Annotated in this window: 21 protein-coding genes and 3 pseudogenes; 10 read left to right on the top strand and 14 right to left on the bottom strand. The window is 59.4% G+C overall.

The annotated features are described in order from the left end of the window. Positions 1-56: 56 nt before the first annotated feature. The 5 genes from CCGE525_RS05870 to CCGE525_RS05850 all read right to left on the bottom strand — a co-directional run bounded on the left by CCGE525_RS05870 (position 57) and on the right by CCGE525_RS05850 (position 2,618). Positions 57-791, bottom strand: coding sequence for a DsbA family protein (locus tag CCGE525_RS05870; protein ID WP_120703467.1), 735 nt, complete (start codon positions 789-791; stop codon positions 57-59). A gap of 167 nt (positions 792-958) precedes the next feature. Continuing rightward, positions 959-1,264: a type II toxin-antitoxin system RelE/ParE family toxin gene (locus CCGE525_RS05865; RefSeq protein WP_120703466.1), complete on the bottom strand. Its 306-nt coding sequence runs from the start codon at positions 1,262-1,264 to the stop codon at positions 959-961. Beyond that, a complete protein-coding gene (locus tag CCGE525_RS05860; protein WP_120703465.1) occupies positions 1,254-1,529 on the bottom strand; it encodes a type II toxin-antitoxin system ParD family antitoxin in 276 nt (91 codons plus the stop codon). The genes CCGE525_RS05865 and CCGE525_RS05860 overlap by 11 nt, the downstream gene beginning before the upstream one ends. A 61-nt stretch (positions 1,530-1,590) precedes the next feature. Next, positions 1,591-2,109, bottom strand: coding sequence for a DUF721 domain-containing protein (locus CCGE525_RS05855; RefSeq protein ID WP_245472093.1), 519 nt, complete (start codon positions 2,107-2,109; stop codon positions 1,591-1,593). A 131-nt stretch (positions 2,110-2,240) separates the two neighbouring features. Further along, on the bottom strand, positions 2,241-2,618 hold the full coding sequence (locus tag CCGE525_RS05850; RefSeq protein WP_120703464.1) for a hypothetical protein: 378 nt from the start codon (positions 2,616-2,618) through the stop codon (positions 2,241-2,243). 112 nt (positions 2,619-2,730) lie between these two features. On the opposite strand from CCGE525_RS05850, the gene mutY reads away from it, so the two are divergent. Genes mutY through CCGE525_RS05835 form a run of 3 tightly spaced genes read left to right on the top strand, consistent with a single transcriptional unit; the run spans position 2,731 to position 4,824 of the window. Next, on the top strand, positions 2,731-3,843 hold the full coding sequence (gene mutY, locus CCGE525_RS05845; RefSeq protein ID WP_120703463.1) for an A/G-specific adenine glycosylase: 1,113 nt from the start codon (positions 2,731-2,733) through the stop codon (positions 3,841-3,843). Then, positions 3,840-4,454 (top strand): HAD family hydrolase, encoded by a 615-nt coding sequence (locus tag CCGE525_RS05840; RefSeq protein WP_120703462.1) that lies wholly within the window; start codon positions 3,840-3,842, stop codon positions 4,452-4,454. Before mutY ends, CCGE525_RS05840 begins: the two co-directional genes overlap by 4 nt. Positions 4,455-4,458: 4 nt before the next feature. Continuing rightward, on the top strand, positions 4,459-4,824 hold the full coding sequence (locus tag CCGE525_RS05835) for a nuclear transport factor 2 family protein (RefSeq protein WP_120703461.1): 366 nt from the start codon (positions 4,459-4,461) through the stop codon (positions 4,822-4,824). A gap of 252 nt (positions 4,825-5,076) precedes the next feature. Here CCGE525_RS05835 and CCGE525_RS05830 read toward each other — a convergent pair whose 3' ends face one another. From CCGE525_RS05830 to CCGE525_RS05820, 3 genes are all read right to left on the bottom strand, one after another. Further along, positions 5,077-6,207 carry a site-specific DNA-methyltransferase gene (locus CCGE525_RS05830; protein ID WP_120703460.1) on the bottom strand — a complete coding sequence of 377 codons (1,131 nt, stop codon included), beginning with the start codon at positions 6,205-6,207 and terminating at the stop codon, positions 5,077-5,079. A gap of 101 nt (positions 6,208-6,308) precedes the next feature. Then, positions 6,309-6,695 (bottom strand): antibiotic biosynthesis monooxygenase family protein, encoded by a 387-nt coding sequence (locus CCGE525_RS05825; RefSeq protein ID WP_120703459.1) that lies wholly within the window; start codon positions 6,693-6,695, stop codon positions 6,309-6,311. Then, on the bottom strand, positions 6,692-7,021 hold the full coding sequence (locus CCGE525_RS05820; protein WP_120703458.1) for an NIPSNAP family protein: 330 nt from the start codon (positions 7,019-7,021) through the stop codon (positions 6,692-6,694). Before CCGE525_RS05820 ends, CCGE525_RS05825 begins: the two co-directional genes overlap by 4 nt. 71 nt (positions 7,022-7,092) lie before the next feature. Here CCGE525_RS05820 and CCGE525_RS05815 point away from each other — a divergent pair, with 71 nt between their 5' ends. Continuing rightward, a complete protein-coding gene (locus tag CCGE525_RS05815; protein ID WP_120703457.1) occupies positions 7,093-7,815 on the top strand; it encodes an ArsR/SmtB family transcription factor in 723 nt (240 codons plus the stop codon). 85 nt (positions 7,816-7,900) lie between these two features. On the opposite strand, the gene CCGE525_RS05810 is transcribed toward CCGE525_RS05815, so the two are convergent. Next, positions 7,901-8,569 carry a GntR family transcriptional regulator gene (locus tag CCGE525_RS05810; protein WP_120703456.1) on the bottom strand — a complete coding sequence of 223 codons (669 nt, stop codon included), beginning with the start codon at positions 8,567-8,569 and terminating at the stop codon, positions 7,901-7,903. 189 nt (positions 8,570-8,758) lie between these two features. Between CCGE525_RS05810 and CCGE525_RS05805 the strand changes: the two genes are divergently transcribed. Both CCGE525_RS05805 and CCGE525_RS05800 read left to right on the top strand, forming a co-directional pair. Beyond that, the gene (locus CCGE525_RS05805; protein ID WP_205587432.1) at positions 8,759-9,100 is read left to right on the top strand and encodes a MarR family winged helix-turn-helix transcriptional regulator; all 342 of its coding nucleotides are present in this window, start codon (positions 8,759-8,761) and stop codon (positions 9,098-9,100) included. Positions 9,101-9,295: 195 nt separating this feature from the next. Then, on the top strand, positions 9,296-9,988 hold the full coding sequence (locus CCGE525_RS05800; protein WP_120703454.1) for an HAD family hydrolase: 693 nt from the start codon (positions 9,296-9,298) through the stop codon (positions 9,986-9,988). Positions 9,989-10,084: 96 nt separating this feature from the next. Here CCGE525_RS05800 and CCGE525_RS05795 read toward each other — a convergent pair whose 3' ends face one another. Continuing rightward, positions 10,085-10,723 (bottom strand): hypothetical protein, encoded by a 639-nt coding sequence (locus CCGE525_RS05795; RefSeq protein WP_120703453.1) that lies wholly within the window; start codon positions 10,721-10,723, stop codon positions 10,085-10,087. Positions 10,724-11,035: 312 nt separating this feature from the next. On the opposite strand from CCGE525_RS05795, the pseudogene thrC reads away from it, so the two are divergent. The 4 genes and pseudogenes from thrC to CCGE525_RS05775 all read left to right on the top strand — a co-directional run bounded on the left by thrC (position 11,036) and on the right by CCGE525_RS05775 (position 17,325). Continuing rightward, positions 11,036-12,432: pseudogene (gene thrC, locus CCGE525_RS05790) on the top strand (threonine synthase). Positions 12,433-12,452: 20 nt separating this feature from the next. Further along, positions 12,453-13,751, top strand: a complete 1,299-nt coding sequence (locus tag CCGE525_RS05785) for a M16 family metallopeptidase (RefSeq protein WP_120703452.1) — start codon at positions 12,453-12,455, stop codon at positions 13,749-13,751. A 50-nt stretch (positions 13,752-13,801) separates the two neighbouring features. Beyond that, positions 13,802-14,416, top strand: a complete 615-nt coding sequence (locus CCGE525_RS05780; RefSeq protein WP_120703451.1) for a GNAT family N-acetyltransferase — start codon at positions 13,802-13,804, stop codon at positions 14,414-14,416. Further along, positions 14,413-17,325 (top strand): sensor domain-containing phosphodiesterase, encoded by a 2,913-nt coding sequence (locus CCGE525_RS05775; RefSeq protein WP_120703450.1) that lies wholly within the window; start codon positions 14,413-14,415, stop codon positions 17,323-17,325. Before CCGE525_RS05780 ends, CCGE525_RS05775 begins: the two co-directional genes overlap by 4 nt. A gap of 63 nt (positions 17,326-17,388) precedes the next feature. On the opposite strand, the gene CCGE525_RS05770 is transcribed toward CCGE525_RS05775, so the two are convergent. The 4 genes and pseudogenes from CCGE525_RS05770 to CCGE525_RS05760 all read right to left on the bottom strand — a co-directional run. Then, positions 17,389-18,441: a zinc-binding metallopeptidase family protein gene (locus CCGE525_RS05770; RefSeq protein WP_120703449.1), complete on the bottom strand. Its 1,053-nt coding sequence runs from the start codon at positions 18,439-18,441 to the stop codon at positions 17,389-17,391. A gap of 141 nt (positions 18,442-18,582) precedes the next feature. Further along, a complete protein-coding gene (locus tag CCGE525_RS05765) occupies positions 18,583-18,774 on the bottom strand; it encodes a CsbD family protein (RefSeq protein ID WP_120703448.1) in 192 nt (63 codons plus the stop codon). 63 nt (positions 18,775-18,837) lie between these two features. After that, positions 18,838-18,903, bottom strand: a pseudogene (locus CCGE525_RS39805) (hypothetical protein); the annotation flags it as partial. 26 nt (positions 18,904-18,929) lie between these two features. Then, positions 18,930-19,406 (bottom strand): annotated as a pseudogene (locus CCGE525_RS05760) (YqgE/AlgH family protein); the annotation flags it as partial. Positions 19,407-19,514 lie beyond the last annotated feature (108 nt).

Here is a 19,514-nt window from a genome sequence, read left to right as displayed (position 1 = left end):
ACGAAAAAACGGGCGCGCAGGTTTCCCCGCCGCCCGCCGTTTCGAAAAGGCACGGATCAGAGAAGGCTATCGATGAGCTTCGACATAGCACCAACCGACATGTCCCCTGCATAACGCTTGCCGTTGATCAAGAAGGTCGGCGTAGCATTGACGCCGAAGTCCTTGGCCGCACGTTCCCTAACTGAGTTGACATCATCCAGAAGCTTCTGGTTCGTCAAGCATTTCGTAAAGCTATCCTCAGTAAAACCGGCAAGTTTCGACATTTGCAGCAGTGCGGAACGGCCATCCACATCCGGCGACGCCCAGGCGATCTGCTGCTTGAACAGCATATCGACCATCGGAAGATACTGTTCCTGCGGCGCACAACGGGCCAGCATGAAAGCGGCGGCGGCGCGCGGGTCGAAGGGGAATTCGCGGATGATGAAGCGGACCTTGCCGGTGTCGACGTATTTCTGCTTGATCGCGTCGAAAGTCGTCGTGGCGAAATGCGCGCAGTGCGGGCAGGTCAGCGACATGTACTCGACGATCTTGACCGGGGCGTCTTCCTTGCCAAGCGCGATCTCCGGCAGCGGGCCGGGCTTCAGCACCTCGTTCATGTCGACGTTGCCTTCCGACGACGGAACTTGGTCCTCCGGCGAGGCGGCATTGGTGGTCTCCTGGGCACCGCCGACGGTGGTGGCATTGGCGGCGGATGCGGTGTCGGCAAAGGCAGCGAACGCCAGGGAGAGGGCCGCCGCGGCGGTGCCGCCCAGCAGGTGGCGTTTAGTCAAAAGCATGTCGGACATCGGCATAGAGTCACCCGTCGTTTGAGAGGTCTGTGAATGGTTCATTGCGATATAACGGCCAGTTACCACTAACAAGGCACGGTTGACCAACTTTCTTCAAAGAATTGTGACCTACAGAAGACAAAAAGGTTAAATTATCGTCAGAATTGATTGGGATGGGGCAGTGCGCAAGCTCAGTGCTCGTCGATTAAGGTCGATGGGATATTTTGACCAGCATAAAAGAGACGTAGAATAATCACCTGCTCGTTCTTGATATGATATGCGACCGTCACCCGCCGCTCGAACACCATAATTCGAACACCCGACCCTAAACCCTCACGTTGAGGACCTCGAGCGGCCATTGTCTTAAGCGTTCCGCACTGTACCCGGAGCCGTTGGACAAACGACAGCGCGCGGCTCGGGCTGTCTTTCGCAATGAATTCATAGATACCAATAAGGTCGTCTTCGGCAAAAACGCTGAAAACAACCCTATAGTTCACGACCAGCCGCTTTCATCCGCTCGGCATGTATTTTTTCGACTCGATCAAAAACTTCGTCAGCGTCTCTGCCGGGTCGAGGGTCATCAAGCGCTTCCTGGATCTTTGCGCGCATGATTTGATTGATGACTTCTTCTTCACGGTCCAGCGCCCTCAAAGCAGCGCGCAGGACCTCGCTGGCGGAATCGTACGCTCCGGATTCCAATCGGGCATCCACACCGCGCTGTTGGCTACCGAGTGTGACCGTTATCGGCTTGCTGGTTCGCATATTTAGCTCCTGCAAATATCTTCTGAGTATGACAGTGTCATTCACAAAAAGCAAGTTTGGATTATCTCTTACCCCGCTTCCAGACCATCGCCGTACCCAATCTTTGAATTGCCGCACGGAGCTTGTCGTCCTCGATGCCGTCCATCATGTCTTCCAGCTTTCGCGCCGCCTCGCCCTTTAGCGGCGGCGGCGTGCGCGAGCGTTTGGAGGCAACGGAGACCGGCTTTTGGACGATGCGGATCTGGCTGACGGCATGGAAGCCGAAGAAGCCGTTGATGCGCTGGATGAGCTCGCCCTGTGCATGGGTCAGAAACAAGGCGCGAGCGCCCTCGCAGGCGACGGTCAGCACACCGGGCTGATAACCGCCATCATCGCCCGAGCCGCCGCGTTTGGCCCAGGCGATCTTCTCCGGCCGTGTGCATTCGGCGAAATCCTCGCCGGCGATCTCGTCCCAGGAACCGAGCAGCGCGGTATTAATTCCCGCACGCTTCGCCAGAACGGGATCGATGATGCCGTTGGTCAGCTCGGAAATCTGTTTTTCGCCGCGACGCGGCATTTTTGACAGACGATATTCGCTCATTTTGAGGCTATAGGTCGCTTCCCGGCGTCAGAACGAAGCATTAGCGCGGCAGGAACGTCAAAGAGAACTGCCTTTTCTGTTTTGCAAAAGAGCACGAAATAATCTCCACTCTTTCACTGCATTGTTGCGCATCAGTTGCGTTGCAACAAGACCAAGAAGGAAAATCCCAGGGCCAGTAGCTGTAGGGGAAATACGCCCTTCTCACCTGTGTGCCAAGCTGCAACGAGCAACACAACCGACGACGCGGCGTAGACGCTTAGCGCCATTACAAAGAAGATGAGCGCACCGAAAGCATGATAAAACATTTGTGAGCGATCCGAACTCTTCTCTTGCTGCGGCCGTAATTCTTGTTTGAGATAAGCGATGAGAACCTTAAATGGTTGTGTGTGCAACAACTTCCACATCACACAATAGACAAGCGACAAGAAAAGAATTTCTGCCACGCAGATATTCAGAAGCCCTAGGTTGGGACTCGCATTCAATAGACGATCGAAAAGCTCGATAAGCATGATGAATTCTCCTTCATCTCCACCGTTTAGGGGATCTCATATTTTCCGACTTTCACTTCCCGAGCAATTGCGTCTAGAGAGTTGGATGTAATCGCTTCACCGATAGGAAATTATGGATATTTCACCGCAGATATCGTCCCTGAGCGGAGAGCTTCTTTCCTGGTACGACCGTCATCACCGCGACCTGCCCTGGCGGATTTCGCCGCTGATGGCGGCGCGCGGCATCCGGCCCGATCCCTATCATATCTGGCTATCCGAGGTGATGCTGCAGCAGACCACGGTGCCGGCGGTCAAAGCCTACTTCGCCAAATTCCTGGAGCGCTGGCCGACGGTTCGTGATCTTGCGGCGGCGCCCACCGATGATGTCATGGCCGCCTGGGCCGGGCTTGGCTATTATGCCCGCGCCCGCAACCTCAAGAAATGTGCGGAGGCCGTGGCGGCGGAACATGGCGGTCTGTTCCCGGATACCGAGGACGGGCTGCGGGCCTTGCCCGGAATCGGCGACTATACGGCAGCGGCGGTCGCGGCCATCGCATTCAACCGGCAGGCGGCCGTCATGGACCGCAATGTCGAGCGCGTCATTTCCCGCCTTTACGCCATCGCCACACCGTTGCCCGCGGCCAAGCTATTGATGAAGCAGAAGGTGGCGCTACTAACACCTGCCGATCGTCCAGGCGATTTCGCGCAGGCGATGATGGATCTGGGCGCGACGATCTGCACGCCGAAACGGCCGGCCTGTGCACTCTGTCCCTTCAACAATGCCTGCGAGGCATTGCGGCTGCATGATCCCGAACATTTTCCTGTCAAAGCGGCAAAGAAGGAAAAGCCGGTGCGTCAGGGTGCCGCTTTCGTGGCGGTGAATGACGATGGCGAGATTTATTTACGCCGGCGCATTGCCAGCGGCCTGCTCGGCGGCATGACGGAAGTACCAACCACCGGTTGGACGGCACGGATCGACGGCGAGACCAGCGCTGCAGCCGCGCCCTTCCCTGCCGATTGGCAGGCAGCCGGGACCGTGACCCATGTCTTCACTCACTTCGAACTGCGGCTATCGATCTATCGCGCTCAGGTGGCATCGAACACGACCCGCAATGACGGATGGTGGGAGCCGGTTACAAATCTTGAAGCACAGGCCTTGCCGACCGTCATGAAAAAAGCGATCGCACAGGCTATTCCACGCGCATTCATTAAAGCCAGCGCTTACACATCAGGACGCAATTCATGACTACGGAAATCCGGCACATCGTCTTCGACATCGGCAAGGTGCTTGTTCACTACGATCCGAGCATCCCCTATAGCCGCATCATCCCGGATGAGGCGGAGCGAGCCTGGTTTCTCGCCAATGTCTGCACAAATGAATGGAATATCGAGCAGGATCGCGGCCGGGCCTGGGAAGAGGCCGAAGCTCTGCTGATCGCCGAGCATCCGGAACGCGAAGAACAGATTCGCGCCTTCCGCAAATATTGGCACGACATGGTGCCGCATGCCTACGACGACAGCGTTGCCATCCTGGAGAAGCTGATTGCCGAGGGCCGCGACGTCACCATGCTCACCAATTTTGCCTCCGACACGTTTCGCGAAGCGCAGACGCGCTTCGATTTCCTCTCCAAGCCGCGCGGCGTTACCGTGTCGGGCGACATTGGCCTGATCAAGCCTGATGTTGCTATCTACGAGGCGCATGTCAAAAGTTTCGATCTGGACCCGGCTTCCACCATCTTCATCGACGATTCGCTCGCCAACGTAGAAGGTGCAAAAGCCGCGGGTTGGAATGCAGTCCATTTCACCGGCGCCGAGAAGCTGCGCAGCGATCTCGCCGCCTACGGCATCGAGGTTTGAGCTCATGATTTTCGATCCGGCACAACGCATCACCCTGTTCCACGACGCGATCAACAGGCTCGACTACGAAGCAATCGAGAATTTCTTCGCGGAGAATGCCACCTATGTCTCCAACGGCGTCGGCAGCCTTGCCGGCCGCGAGGCGATCATGGAAGCTTTCCGCGGCTATTTCGATACCTATCCGGATCAAACCGCCTCTAATTCCTTGGTGGAAACGCTGACGCCACTCTCCGGCCGGGCCGTCTGGTCCGTCCGGGCGACGAACAGCAAGACCGGCAAGCCGCTGATCCGCGAGGGCGAGGAGACGATCACTTTCGACGAAGACGGACGTGTCGTCCGGGTCGATGTGACGGACTATCAGGAATTCTAATCTAGAAGGCCTCCAAAAAAAGCGCCCAGGGCCTTACCGGACGTGCTGTCCGGTAACATTTTGAATGACGCATAATCCTTTCCTTAAATCCATTTGGATTTAAGGGGTTATGCGTGAACCCTGGGCGTTTCGCCTTCCTCCCTAACTGGAGGTACTCGACGGAAGAAGGCGGATATGCGGATCCGGCAGTGGCATGATCGCGAAAGCTGGGAAAGGCTTTCGGATAAGATCATGCCACTTAAATAGTTGGGATTATTCTGCCTTGGCCAGATCATTGCGGACGATCGAACGCAGATCGTCGATCGGGCGCAGGGACTGCCCGTCGTCGAAGTGCCAGAACGTCCATCCGTTGCATGCATCAAGGCCCTGGACTTTCGCGCCGAGGCGATGAATTGAGCCGGCCTCACCGCCGGACGCGACGGTACCGTCGGCGCGCACGATGGCGCTATAGCGGCGCCTCGCATCCGTCAGCACCTGACCGGGCTTGATGAGGCCGCTTTCGATCAGCACGTTGAAAGCGACGCGAACTTCGGCCTTCTTGCCGGTCATGACGGTCAGTTCCGCCTTGCCGAGCGGCTCGACGGCGGCGATGCGGGCACTGGCCGCATCGATGTAATCCTGCTCACGTTCGATGCCGACGAAGTGGCGGCCGAGACGCTTGGCGACGGCGCCGGTAGTGCCCGAGCCGAAAAAGGGATCAAGCACGATGTCGCCGGGCTTGGACGAAGCCATGATGACGCGGGCAAGCAGAGCTTCCGGCTTCTGCGTCGGATGCGCCTTCTTACCGTCCTGATCCTTCAACCGCTCGCCGCCGCTGCAGATCGGGAACAGCCAATCGGAGCGCATCTGCACATCGTCGTTGGCGGCTTTCATGGCATCGTAGTTGAAGGTATAGCCCTTGGCCTTGGCGTTCGGGCTCGCCCAGATCATCGTTTCATGCGCATTCTGGAAACGGCGGCCCTTGAAATTCGGCATCGGATTGGTCTTGCGCCAAACGATATCGTTGAGGATCCAGAAGTTCAGATCCTGCATCGTTGCGCCGACGCGGAAGATATTGTGGTAGGAGCCGATGACCCAGATCGTGCCCGTCGGCTTCAGCACGCGGCGGCAGGCCAGCAGCCAGGCACGCGTGAAAGCATCATAGGCCTCGAACGAGGCAAACTGGTCCCACTCGTCGTCGACGGCGTCGACCAGTGACTGATCGGGACGATGCAGCGTGCCACCGAGCTGCAGGTTATAGGGCGGGTCGGCGAAGATGACGTCGACGGAATGGGTGGGCAGTGCTTCAAGAGCCGCCACGCAATCACCCTTGATGATCGTGTCGACCCAAGAGCCCGGCGTTGCGGAAGTCCTGAGGTCGGCAAGCGGGAAAACTGACGCCATGTGATACTCGCTGTTACACTTACTCGATACGCTTAACTGAGTGTTATGGTTACCTAAGTTGGTTACCAAAGGCTAAAGCGAGCTCCACATTTTGCAAATTCTCAAGACAGCGTCGATCGTCGGTCGTCGCTCCCCGTCTCGGATCCATCATACACCGCGCGGCTGTCGGCCGGTGCCTCGTCCCTTTCATTCATCCCGTAATCCCGCATCACATGCGCTATGCGCAGCCGATAGTCGGCAAATATCGCCCCTCGCCCGGCCTTCTGCGCAGCCCGATGCGCTTCGCGGTTCCGCCATTCCTTGACCGCCGCCTCGTCGCGCCAGAAAGACAGCGAGAGAAGCTTGCCGCGTTGCGTCAGACTTTCGAAGCGTTCGATGGAGATGAACCCGTCGATCGTTTCAAGCTCCGCGCGCAGCTTGCCGGCAAGATCGAGATAGTGATGACGCTCGCCGAGATAGGGAACGACCTCGAAAATGACGGCGATCATAACGTCACCTTCGGACCATGCGGCAGCGACACGTTTTTCAGGAAGATGCGATCTTCCCTGATTATGAAACGTTCGCGGCAGGAAAAATCGTAGTTCGCCTTACCGAGCGGGTCGGCTGCGAGACGAGCACGATAGGCTTCGTAAGCAGCCAGGCTTTCGATGTTGTAGACGCCGTAAGCAGTCGTCGCGGAGCCCTCGTGTGGAGCGAAATAGCCGACGAGATCCGCACCGTTGCGTGGGATAACCTGCCCCCATGCCCTGGCGTATTCGACAAAGGCGTCCCTCTTGAAGGGATCGATCTCGTAGCGGATGAAACAGGTGATCATGATTTTCTCCTTTGGTGATGGAGATGTTGTCGCATATTGCGTGACGCGGATGCTTCGGTTACGATCGAAGTATGAAGGAAGGTCCTGACATAGTGCAGATAGGCGCGCTTATCGGCGATCCGGCACGGGCGAACATGCTCACCGCGCTGATGGGCGGCCGTGCTCTGACGGCAACGGAGCTGGCGGAGGCCGGCGGCATCACGCTGCAGACGGCGAGCACGCATTTATCGAAACTCGAAGCGGGCGGGTTGCTCGCCCAACGCAAACAGGGCCGACACCGTTATTTTGCGCTGGCCGACGACGGTGTCGGCAAGCTGCTCGAAAGTATCATGGGCTTCGCCGCCACGCGAGGGCACCTGCGGCACCGCCCCGGTCCGAAAGAGCCGGCGCTGCGCAAGGCACGCATCTGCTACGACCATCTCGCCGGCGATTACGGTGTGCGCATGCTCGACAGCCTGATTGCGGCCGGCGCCATCTCGGCGGTCGGTGACGGCTTGAGCCTGACGGAACGCGGCGAAACGCACCTCACCTCGATCGGCATAGACGTGACCGGGCTGCGCTCGACACGCCGTCCACTCTGTCGCTCCTGCCTTGACTGGAGCGAACGCCGAGCGCATCTCGCCGGCAGCCTCGGCAAGGCACTGCTTTCCAACTTCTTCGACAAGGGCTGGGCACGGCGAACGGAAAACAGCCGCTCGATCCTGTTCACATCGGAAGGCGAACGCCGGTTTTTGGCGCTGTTCCCTATCGAAGCCGATGTGACGAACAAAGGGCTGGATGGGGCCGACGCTTAAGTGTCGGGGACATCGCTCGAGGATGAAGGGCGCGCCCGTATCATCCCCCACGACGGGAGACCACGGCATCCAAATTACCTATAATTTACCCAACAATCGCAAAAGCTTCGCGTGTCGTGCCCGAGGGTGTCCGCACCGGTGCCCGGCCGATCCATTGCACATGTTTCTGCAGGATAGACGCCGCTTCCTCCGTCCGTCCTTGGCGCAGAGCGGCGAGGATTGATCGATGGTCGTGATCGGTGCGTTTTTCCCAGCCGGATTGCCAGGCGGAGAAGAGAAAGCGAGCGCTGGCGGCGTGCAGGTCATCGATCGATGCGAGGAGCCGCGCCATGCCGCAGGGCGCAAGGATCAGGCGGTGGAAGCGGCGATTGGCCTCTTCCCAGGCGCGGACATCGGCAGCCGCATCCCCTTCCCGCGTCGCCTGTTCAGCGGCATCGAGGATTGCCGGCGTCAGGTGTTGCGCCGCATGTTTCAATGCCAAACTCTCCAGCGCCGCCCGCATTTCCGCGACTTCACGGACTTCCTTGAGATCGAAGGAAGCGACACGGACGCCGCGGCGGGGCACGCTGATCGCCAACCCCTGCGCCTCCAGCCGCCGGAACGCTTCGCGCACCGGCACATGGCTGGCGCCGAACTCCTCGGCGATGTGATCCTGCCGCAGGCGCGCATCGGGCGCGATCTCGCCGCGGATGATGCGATCGGCAAGCACCCGGCTGATACGGCTGGCAATCGTGTCGTCGCGCTCTTTGGCCATGGCCGATCCTTAAAGGTGGCGATCGGCCTTGTCGAGCGTCCAGATCAAATGCAATGACGCCTTGATCTGGTGCATATGCACACGTATATTAGAAACATGCAAATCGAAGATGATCTTGGTCCCCTCGCCTGTCATTGCCTGGCAACCCGGCAACTGGCCCGGCATGTCTCGAAACTTTACGAGCGGCATATGGCGCCGACCGGCATAACCAGCACGCAATTTTCCCTGCTGAACTTCCTCGGCCGCGACGCACGCATGACGATGAACGAACTGGCAGCCGCGATGCTAATGGACCGCACGACGCTCCTGCGGGCGGTGAAGCCGCTGCAGCAGCAAGGGTTGGTCATCAGCGCACCCGAAACGGAAGAGAGCCGTCGGTTGATGCTGGAGCTATCGCCGGCCGGGCGAGGCAAGATCGCGGAGGCCGAGCCTTTCTGGCAGGCGGCGCAGGAAGAATATGAGTCGCAGGTCGGCCAATTACATGCCAAAAGCCTGCGCAGCGACTTTTTCAACATGACCCATCACGGCTGATCCGCTAAGTCAGGCTCAGACTCAGTCTATCCCTTCCGCCTGTGCATTTCTGCCATGCCAGCTGATTGGTTGAGCTTTGCCGGAGCATCGTGTAAAGCCGCACGATCCTTTTTAGAGCAGGCCCCAAAAAGCGCGGAGCGGTTGTTGGATAAGGCCGTGCCAAATCCAGAGCTCCCTCAAAGGCAGTGTATTCTCATGAGCAATGGCTTCGATCTCATTATCTTCGACTGCGACGGCGTTCTGGTCGATTCGGAAATCATCGCGGCGGAGGTTGAATCCAAGCTCCTGACGGAAGCAGGCTACCCAATCGGTGTCGAAGAAATGGGCGAGCGCTTTGCAGGCATGACCTGGCAGAACATTCTGTTCGAAGTCGAACGCGAGGCGAGCATCCCGCTCTCGGCATCGCTGCTCGACAAATCCGAGAAGCTTCTCGACCTCAAGCTCGCCAGTGACGTCAAAGCTATCCCGGGCGTTCCTCTCGCTCTGTCGCGGCTACCGATGCCGCGCTGCATCTGCTCGAACTCCAGCTCCGCGCGGATCGACATGATGCTCTCCAAGGTCGGCTACAAAGAGCTGTTTGCGCCGCATATCTTCTCCGCCAAGGATCTCGGCGCCGATCGAGTGAAGCCGAAGCCCGATATTTTCCTGCACGGCGCCAAGCAGATGAACGTTGCGCCGGCCAACGTCGTCGTCGTCGAAGATTCGGTCCATGGTGTCCAGGCGGCGCGCGCCGCCGGCATGCGCGTCATCGGCTTTACCGGCGCCTCGCACACCTATCCTTCCCATGCCGACCGGCTGACCGACGCGGACGCGGAAACCGTCATCGCCCGAATGGCCGACCTGGCCGGCGTGGTAATGGCGCTGGCGGAATGGGAAGGCGTTTTGTAAGGCTATAGGCAATAGATGTTGCGGCTATACTGCCGGCAGTAGCAAGGACAGGGCGACCTTTTGCTACTGCCTACTGCCTACTGCCTGATCCCAGCCTTACTGATGCTTCTTGCGGGCCGGCTTCTGGCTCTTCACGGGCTTCTGCGGTCCCTGATCGAAGCCGACCTGGACGCTGGTGAAGCCGCCGGAGCCGCCGGCAACCTTGATGTCGTTGTCGGTGAAGAGGAACTGCGTGGTGCTCTCACCCGGCGGGATTTCGGCGGTGAAGTTAATGGTCTTCTCGTAGAGCGCGTTGTTGTCGTCCATGACGGCGACATGGATCGGCAAGGTTACCTTACCGGGGCCGCCCTGCGGGCCGGCGACGAGACGCCCCTGCGCGACGACGTTGATACCGAGGCTGGTGCCATCGCTCGTGCACTGGCGCGTCGCTTGTGCGAGCGAGGCTTGGTACATCAATTGGTTCGGATCGTCCTTGGCACCCTTTGCATAGGTGCGGTAGACGGACGACTCGTCACGGATCACCACTTGCGGGCATTTGCCGGCGACATAGGCCTGGCCGCCGGTCACCTGCGGTGCGGGGTCGGCAGAGGCTGTGCTGCCCGCTGTTACCTGCGGCGCAACCGTTACATCCGTTGCGGGCTGCTTGTCGCCACCACCGAAACCAAGAGAACTGCAACCAGTCAACAATGCCAGAAGCGAAGCGGAGAAAAGACGACGAGAAACTCTGCCAAACACTATTATTCCACCCTCTGCATATAATTCAATTATCGGCCTGCAGCCTGTTCGACGGGCCTTTAATGACACTTGGCGATGGTCTATACCAGCGGCGCAGCGAAAAATCGATTGGGTAGGCACCGTTTTGGCTCACTTTTCGACGTCGACAGATTGGCGCAAGCCGCCGCCCGCCGGAAACAGCCGGGCGGACATTGTGCAAACGCGAAAACCACGCGGCTGATCCGACGCAAAAAGACGGGCTGCCATCGCTTCGTTCTCCTATCCTCTCACCCCATCACTCCGGCAATTTTGCGACCAAAGGAATTCTAGACCGTGGACTATATCTCAACGCGGGGAGAAGCCCCTGCTCTTGGCTTCTGCGACGCCCTTCTGGCCGGCCTTGCGCGTGATGGCGGGCTTTATGTACCCCGTAAATGGCCGACCCTGACAAAAAAGAGATCCGCGCTTTCCGCGGCAAGAGCTATCAGGACGTCGCGTTCACCGTGCTGTCGCCTTTCACCAACGGCGAAATTCCGGACAACGTCTTCCGCGGCATGATCGACGAAGCCTATGCCACCTTCCGCCACCCCGCCGTCGCGCCACTGGTGCAGACTGGCCCGAACAGCTTCGTGATGGAGCTGTTCCACGGCACGACGCTTGCGTTCAAGGATGTCGCCATGCAGCTGCTTGCACGGCTGATGGACTACGCGCTGGAAAAGCGCGGGCAACGGGCAACCATTGTCGGAGCGACCTCGGGCGACACCGGCGGCGCGGCGATCGATGCTTTTGCCGGCCGCGAACGGACCGACATCTTCATCCTCTTCCCGCATGGCAAGGTTTCGCCGGTGCAGCAACGGCAGATGACCACCTCGACCGCGGCCAATGTGCACGCGCTGGCGATCAACGGCAATTTCGATGATTGCCAGAACCTGGTCAAAGCCATGTTCAACGACACCGCCTTCCGCGATCGCGCCAAACTTTCGGGCGTCAATTCGATCAATTGGGCGCGCATCATGGCGCAGGTGGTCTATTATTTCACCACCGCCGTCGCGCTCGGCGGACCCGACCGGAAAATTTCCTTCACCGTTCCAACCGGCAATTTCGGCGATATTTTCGCCGGCTATGTCGCCAAGCGCATGGGCCTGCCGATCGACCGGCTGGTGATCGCCACCAACGAGAACGACATCCTTGCACGCACCCTGAAGACCGGGCGCTACGAGATGCGCGAGGTCAAGGCTACCACTGCGCCGTCGATGGACATCCAGATCTCCTCCAACTTCGAACGGCTGCTGTTCGAAGCCTATGACCGCGACGCCTCGAAGGTGCGCGCGGCGATGGAAAGCCTGAAACAATCGAATGGTTTTTCGATTGGCGACCACGCTCTGAAGACCATCAAGAAGGACTTCCGCGCCGACCGCGCCAGCGAGAAACAGGTCGCTGCTACGATCCGCAAGATGCTCGATGACACCGGCTATCTCATCGATCCGCACACCGCCATCGGCGTTTTTGTTGCGGAAAAGAACGAGAAGCCGGCAAGCCCGATGGTAACGCTTGCTACCGCACATCCGGCAAAATTCCCCGCCGCAGTAAAATCGGCATGTGGTATTGACCCGGCGCTTCCGACGTGGCTTGCTGGACTGATGAACAGGGAGGAGCGTTTCGACGTCCTCGATCCGGAGCTTAAAGCCGTAGAAACTTTTATCGGCAAACATGCCCGGGCCGGGGAATAATAAACGCAGAAAGACAGACGATGACAGTGGAGTGCACCCGGCTTGCGTCCGGGCTGACAGTAGCGACCCAGACGATGCCACACCTCGAAAGCGTGGCACTCGGCGTCTGGATCAAATCGGGTTCGCGTAACGAAACCGAGGCGGAGCACGGCATTGCGCATCTGCTCGAACACATGGCGTTCAAGGGTACGGCGCGTCGCACGGCGCGTCAGATCGCCGAGGAAATCGAGAATGTCGGCGGCGAAGTCAATGCCGCCACTTCTACCGAGACGACCTCCTATTATGCCCGCGTGCTGAAGGACCATGTGCCGCTCGCCGTCGATATCCTCGCCGACATCCTGACTGAATCTGCTTTTGACGAAGACGAGTTGCAGCGCGAAAAGCAGGTCATCCTGCAGGAAATCAACGCCGCGAACGACACGCCCGACGACGTAGTCTTCGACAAATTTTCCGAAGTCGCCTATCGCGGCCAGACGCTCGGCCGGGCGATTCTGGGCACGCCGGAGACTGTCGTTTCCTTTTCGCCCGACCAAATCCGTGGCTATCTCAGCCGCAACTACACAACCGACCGCATGTTCGTGGTGGCCGCCGGCGCCGTTGACCACGAAAGCTTCGTACGCCAGGTCGAAGAGCGCTTCTCCAGCCTGCCGACCAAGCCGTCGGCGCCGCCCGTCATCGAGCCTGCCCGCTATATCGGCGGCAATATCCGCGAGACGCGCGACCTCATGGACGCGCAGATCCTGCTCGGCTTCGAGGGGCGCGCCTACCACACGCGCGACTTCTACTGTTCGCAGATCCTTGCCAACATTCTCGGCGGGGGTATGTCCTCACGGCTGTTCCAGGAAGTGCGCGAGTTCCGCGGCCTCTGCTATTCTGTCTATGCCTTTCATTGGGGCTTTTCCGATACCGGCATTTTCGGCATCCATGCCGCAACTGGCGGCGAGAACCTGCCGGAACTGGTGCCGGTCATCATTGATGAGCTGCACAAATCCTCCCATCAGATCGAGCAGCAGGAAATCGAGCGCGCCCGCGCCCAGATCCGTGCGCAGTTGCTGATGGGACAGGAAAGCCCAGCGGCGCGCGCCGGTCAGATCGCACGGCAAATGATGCTTTACGGCCGGCCGATTCCCAACCAGGAAATGCTGGAACGGTTGCAGGGCATCACCATCGACCGCCTGACGGATCTTGCCGGCCGCCTGTTCTTCGACACGGTGCCGACGCTGTCGGCAATCGGGCCGTTGGAACAGTTGGCGCCGATGGAAGATATCATCACGTCCTTATCATCGCCGACCCCCGCCTCCAAAAGCGCGAGCGGCTAAGACCGCATCGCGAGCCTATGGGTTCAATCTTTCGGGGAGTACTGGGCGGAATGCAAAAATCGGTCTTTCGGTTTCTGTCACGTCATCCGGACGCGGTCGAACTCGAAAACGCGACCTATTTGCTGCGGCTGCCGCGTTACTCCGATTTCAATCAATGGCACCGGCTGCGGGCCGAAAGCCGACGCTTCCTGGAACCCTGGGAGCCGACCTGGCGCCATGACGAACTGACCGAGGGCGCCTATCGAGCCCGCGTCATCCGTGGCAAACAGGAATACAGCTCCGGCCAGGCCATCCCACTTTTTATTTTTCTTAAAGAGAATATGACTTTGCTCGGCGGCATCACGATCGGCTACATCCGCCGCGGCGCCGCGCAAAGCTGCATGATCGGCTATTGGATGGGCGAGCGGCACTCAGGCCAGGGCCATATGTTCGCCGCACTTCAGTTGGTTATACCCTACATCTTTTCGGGACTTGAGTTGCACCGTATTGAAGCAGCCTGTATTCCGGATAATGAGCGTAGCATGCGGCTTTTGGAAAAGGCCGGTTTCCAACGGGAAGGTCATTTGCGCGGTTATCTTAAAATCAACGGTCAGTGGCGTGATCACGTGATGTTTTCCCGGTTGGCGTCCGACGCCGACCTGAGCAGAAAATCCGACCAGCAATGACCGCCGATCTCACGCCAACCCCGCCGTTGACCAAATGGTCGTCCGCGATCCTCGCGATCCTCACGGCTGCCATGTTGTTCTTTCTTGCCGGCATGGCGCATGCCGCCGAACCGGTGAAGATTTCGCGCGACGACACCGCGCTGGATCTGACAGCGACGACGGAGATCTACACCAATCAGGGCGAGGCCTTTCAGGTTTCCACCGCCGCCGGCGCCGACGGCATTCGCCGCCGCATCGAGGTGCGGTCCTCATCGCCGAACCATCAGGGCGACTGGGCCGTCTTTGCACTCGCCAATGTCTCGGAAGAACAGCTTGAGCGCGTCATCGTCGCACCTCACTTCCGCCTGGTGAACTCGAAAATGTTCTGGCCGGACCTCGGCTCGCAGCGCATCATCGCGATCACGCCGAGCGAGGGCTTTGCCCTCGACCGGCAGCCAAGCGACGAGGCCGACGTCTTCCGCATCACGCTGAACCCCGGCGCGGTCGTCACCTTTGTCGCCGAACTCTCCTCGCCGAATCTGCCGCAGCTCTATCTTTGGGAGCCGAACGCTTACAAAGACACTGTCAACGCCTTCACACTCTATCGCGGCATCGTGCTCGGCATCGCCGGTCTGCTGGCGGTATTCCTGACCATTCTCTTCGTCGTCAAGGGCACCTCGATGTTGCCGGCGACGGCAGCGCTTGCCTGGGCAGTGCTCGGCTATATCTGCGTCGATTTCGGTTTCCTCGGCAAACTCATCAGCATCACCTCCAGCGATCAGCGAATATGGCGCGCCTGTGCGGAGGTAGCGCTCGCGTCGAGCCTGGTGATCTTCCTGTTCACCTATCTGAACCTCAATCGATGGCATGCGCATCTGGGCTACGTGACACTTGCCTGGGTGCTCGGTCTCGCCCTGCTTTTCGGCGTGGCGATCTACGACCCATCCATCGCCGCCGGTATCGCACGGCTGTCGCTGGCGCTGACGGCGACGGCGGGTCTGCTGCTCATCATCTATCTCGGCTTCAGCCGCTATGACCGCGCCATTCTGCTGGTACCCGCCTGGGCGCTGATCCTGGTCTGGCTGTTCGGCGCCTGGATGACGATAACGGGTAAGCTCGACAATGACATCATCCAGCCGGCGCTCGGCGGCGGCCTCGTTCTGATCGTGCTGCTGATCGGTTTCACGGTGATGCAGCATGCTTTCGCGGGCGGCGCATTCCAGCAGGGCCTGTTCTCCGATCTCGAGCGGCAATCCCTGGCGCTTACCGGTTCCGGCGACACCGTTTGGGACTGGGACGTGGCGCGCGACCGTGTGGTGACGACCCCGGATATCTCGATGAAGCTCGGCCTGTCGCCCGGCACCATGCATGGTGCGGCTCGCAACTGGCTGCCGCGGCTGCATCCCGACGATCGCGACCGCTTCCGCGCAACACTCGACGTGCTGCTCGAACACCGCCGCGGCCGGCTGAACCATGAATTCCGCATCCGCGCCGAAGACGGGCATTTCCACTGGCTGTCGATCCGCGCCCGCCCGGTGCTCGGCTCGAACGGCGAGATCATCCGCTGCGTCGGCACCATCGTCGACATCACGGAGCAGAAGAATTCGATCGAGCGGCTGCTACACGACGCGCTGCACGACAATCTGACCGGTCTGCCCAATCGCCAAGTTTTCATAGACCGCCTGCAGGCCGTTCTCACTTTGGCGCCTGAAGGCAACCAGCTGCGTCCGACGGTGATGGTGATCGATATCGACCGCTACAAGCTGGTCAACGATACGCTCGGTGTCGCCGCTGGCGACAATATCCTGATCGCGCTTACACGCCGTCTTCGTCGGCTGATGAAGCCGCAAGACACGCTGGCGCGGCTCTCCGGCGACCAGTTCGGCCTGATCCTGGTTTCAGAACGCGACCCGGCAAAGGTCGCTGATTTCGCCGATGCGATCAGCAAGGCGATCATGGTGCCGATCAATTTCGCCAATCGCGAAATCATCCTGACTGCTTCGATCGGGCTGACGTCCTGGGTCGACCAGCAGGAGAGTGCCACCGGTCTGCTGAGTGACGCCGAGCTTGCCATGTATCGCGCCAAGCGTGCCGGCGGCAATCGCGTCGAGCCTTTCCAGCCTGCATTCCGCAGCTTCGGCACCGACCGTCTGCAGCTTGAAACGGACCTTCGCCGTGCCGTCGAGCGCAAGGAATTGTCGCTGGTCTACCAGCCGATCGTTCGACTGGAAGACGCCGAAATCGCCGGCTTCGAGGCGCTGATGCGCTGGGAGCATCCGAAACGCGGCAATATCCCGCCGTCGGAATTCATACCGATCGCCGAAGCCTCGGATATTATCGGCCCGCTTGGCATGTTCGCAATGGAACAGGCGACCAACGACCTGATGGCCTGGCAGCGCCAGACCGGCGACCTGCCGCTCTTTGTTTCCATCAACCTGTCCAGCGTGCAGCTCCTCAACAACGAGCTCTACGATGATGTCCGCGCTTTGCTCGCCAAAACTCATTGCGAACCGAACCGCATCAAGCTCGAATTGACCGAATCGCAGGTAATGGAGAACCCGGAACAGGCCCGCCTCGTGCTCGGCAAGCTGCGCGAAGCCGGCATCGGCCTAGCGCTCGACGACTTCGGCACCGGCTATTCATCGCTCTCCTACCTCACCCGTTTCCCCTTCGACACGATCAAGCTCGACAAGGCGATGGTGCGTGACGAAAGCGACAAGAAAGCCGTGCTTTTGCGTTCCGTGATCTCCATGGCGCGCGAACTCAATATGCGCGTCGTCGCCGAAGGCATCGAATCGGAAGAGGATGCGCTCGAACTCGCCAAGATGGGCTGCGCCTACGGCCAGAGCTTCATCTTCGGCCCGCCGATGGGATCGGACTCGGTCATCCGGCTGTTGAAGGAACGCTTTCCGCTGACGAAGCGCGCCTAGAGCATCCAAAAGATTAGAGCGACCTTTGTGCGTTCAAATGAACGCACGGCGCTCTAGCAAGAGCTACGCTCCCCTAATTACTCCATGTAGATATTCCAGCTTCGCCACCACCGGCGGCGACAGGATGAAGGGATAGGAATCCGGCTGACCCATGCTGCGCTGGATGGCGTTGATCGCGACGCTCAGGGGAATCCAGGCGCTGACGAGCTGTTCGGCGCTTTCAGCCCAATAGGGATTGAAATCGACCGCCGTTGCCATTTCGCGATAACCGTTGGGATCGACCGCCAAGCCGAAAGAGCGGGCGGTCTCTAGAGTATCGACGATGTGAAGGTAGTGCGCGAAACATTCGGCGAAATCTTCCCAGGGGTGCGCGCTGGCATAGGCGCTGATGAAATTGTCCTGCCAGTTCGGCGGCGGTCCATTCTCATAGTGCTGCTGCAGGGTTGCGCCGTAGTCCACCCGCTCATCGCCAAAGACAGCACGAAAGGCATCGAACTGGTTGCGGTCGCGGATCAGCCTGTTCCAGATGAAATGGCCAGCCTCATGACGGAAATGGCCAAGCAACGTACGATAGGGCTCATTCATCGATGTGCGCGCCTGCTCGCGCGTGACATCGTCAGCCTCGGCGGCGCGGATGGCAATCAGCCCCTCCTCATGGCCGGTTCTCGCCGGCACGACATTGCCACCCTGCACCTCGTCCTCGAGGAAATCGAAGACCAGCCCACTCTGTGGATCCTGTTGGCGATCGGGATGCGGCAGGTTCCAGCGCAGCAGCGAATAGAACAGATGCCGCTCGGCGCGACCGATCCGTCGCCAGCGATCCGTGCCCGGCTGTGTATCCGTATTCGGCACTAGCCGGTTATGGCGACAAGCAATGCAGAAAGGTTCGGGATCTCCGGCTTCGACCATCCAATTGCAGATATCGAGTTCGGCGTTGGCACAGAAGCGGACAACACGTGTCGGCTCGGCGACCAAGCGCCAATTCGGCCCATCAGCCTCCAGCGCATACATTGCAAGAAGCTCTGGAACAAAGCCGAGCTGGTGGCCGCAGCGCATGCATTGCCGGTTATCAAAATGCACCGGTTGGCCACAATGGTCACAAGCGAAAAGCCTCATGGAACGCGCTCCAAAACTCGGCTGCCAAAGACATGAAAAAGAGCCTGTCGCGAATTCGTGACAGGCTCTTTTACTGCGCCGCGCATGCGACAGCACGCGAAAGGACGCAGCACTTAGCTTAACGCATACCGAACTGCCGGATCACATCCGGCCTACTGCGCCCTTGGCTTTGTCCTTGGCCTTGCCAACCGCCACTTGAGCCTTACCCTTAGCTTTCTGGGCCGTGCCTTCGGCCTGCATGCTCTTGCTCTTCGTGGCCTTGCCGACAACCTGTTTGGCCTTACCAGCCATCTCGTTGGCTTTGCCGGATGCCTTGTCACTCATGCTGCCCATAGCGAACGCCTCCTCATTCGGCACCGGCGGAGTTGCCGGTGCGGTGACAGGGAAACGCCACTATCAATATTTCGTTCCAAAAGGACGGTCGGCTAGGCATGCCCCGCATGCGGCGACAGCATGGCGGCATTGATACCCATCAAGGCCAGGGCACGTTCATACTTGTCGTCAAGGCTCCGATCGAAGATCAGCTCTTCGTTGGCCGGGCAATTGAGCCAGCCGTTATTGCTGATTTCCGCCTCCAACTGACCTGCGCCCCAGCCGGCATAGCCGAGCAGCATGGTGGCGCGCTTCGGCCCGCCGCCCTTGGAAATGGCGCGAACAATATCCAATGTCGCCGTCAGGCTGATATCGTCGCTCACCGGAATACTGCTGTCGCTGATATAGTCGTCGGAATGGAGGACGAAACCGCGGCCACTTTCAACGGGGCCGCCAGTCTGGATCGGGAAATCCCGAGCGACCGCCGGCAGAAGAATAGCATCATCGTCCTTGATCATTTCGAGATGCAGCAGCACGTCGGTAAAGGTGAGGTTTTGCGCCCGGTTGATGACGAAGCCCATGGCACCGGCTGCGGAATGAGCACAGATATAGATCACCGTGCGATTGAAATTCTGGTCTTCCATACCAGGCATGGCAATCAGGAACTGGCCGTCGAGAAAACCTCTTTCGCTTTTATTCTTCAGCGTCGATAGGGACATCGTACCTCCTGACTGCAGTCTGTAACTGCGCCCCTCAAAAAG

Origin of the sequence: Rhizobium jaguaris (genome assembly GCF_003627755.1) — a bacterium.
Lineage (GTDB): Bacteria > Pseudomonadota > Alphaproteobacteria > Rhizobiales > Rhizobiaceae > Rhizobium > Rhizobium jaguaris.
The sequence above is the reverse complement of the archived record's forward strand: the minus strand, read 5'-3'. Positions and strand labels throughout refer to the sequence as shown.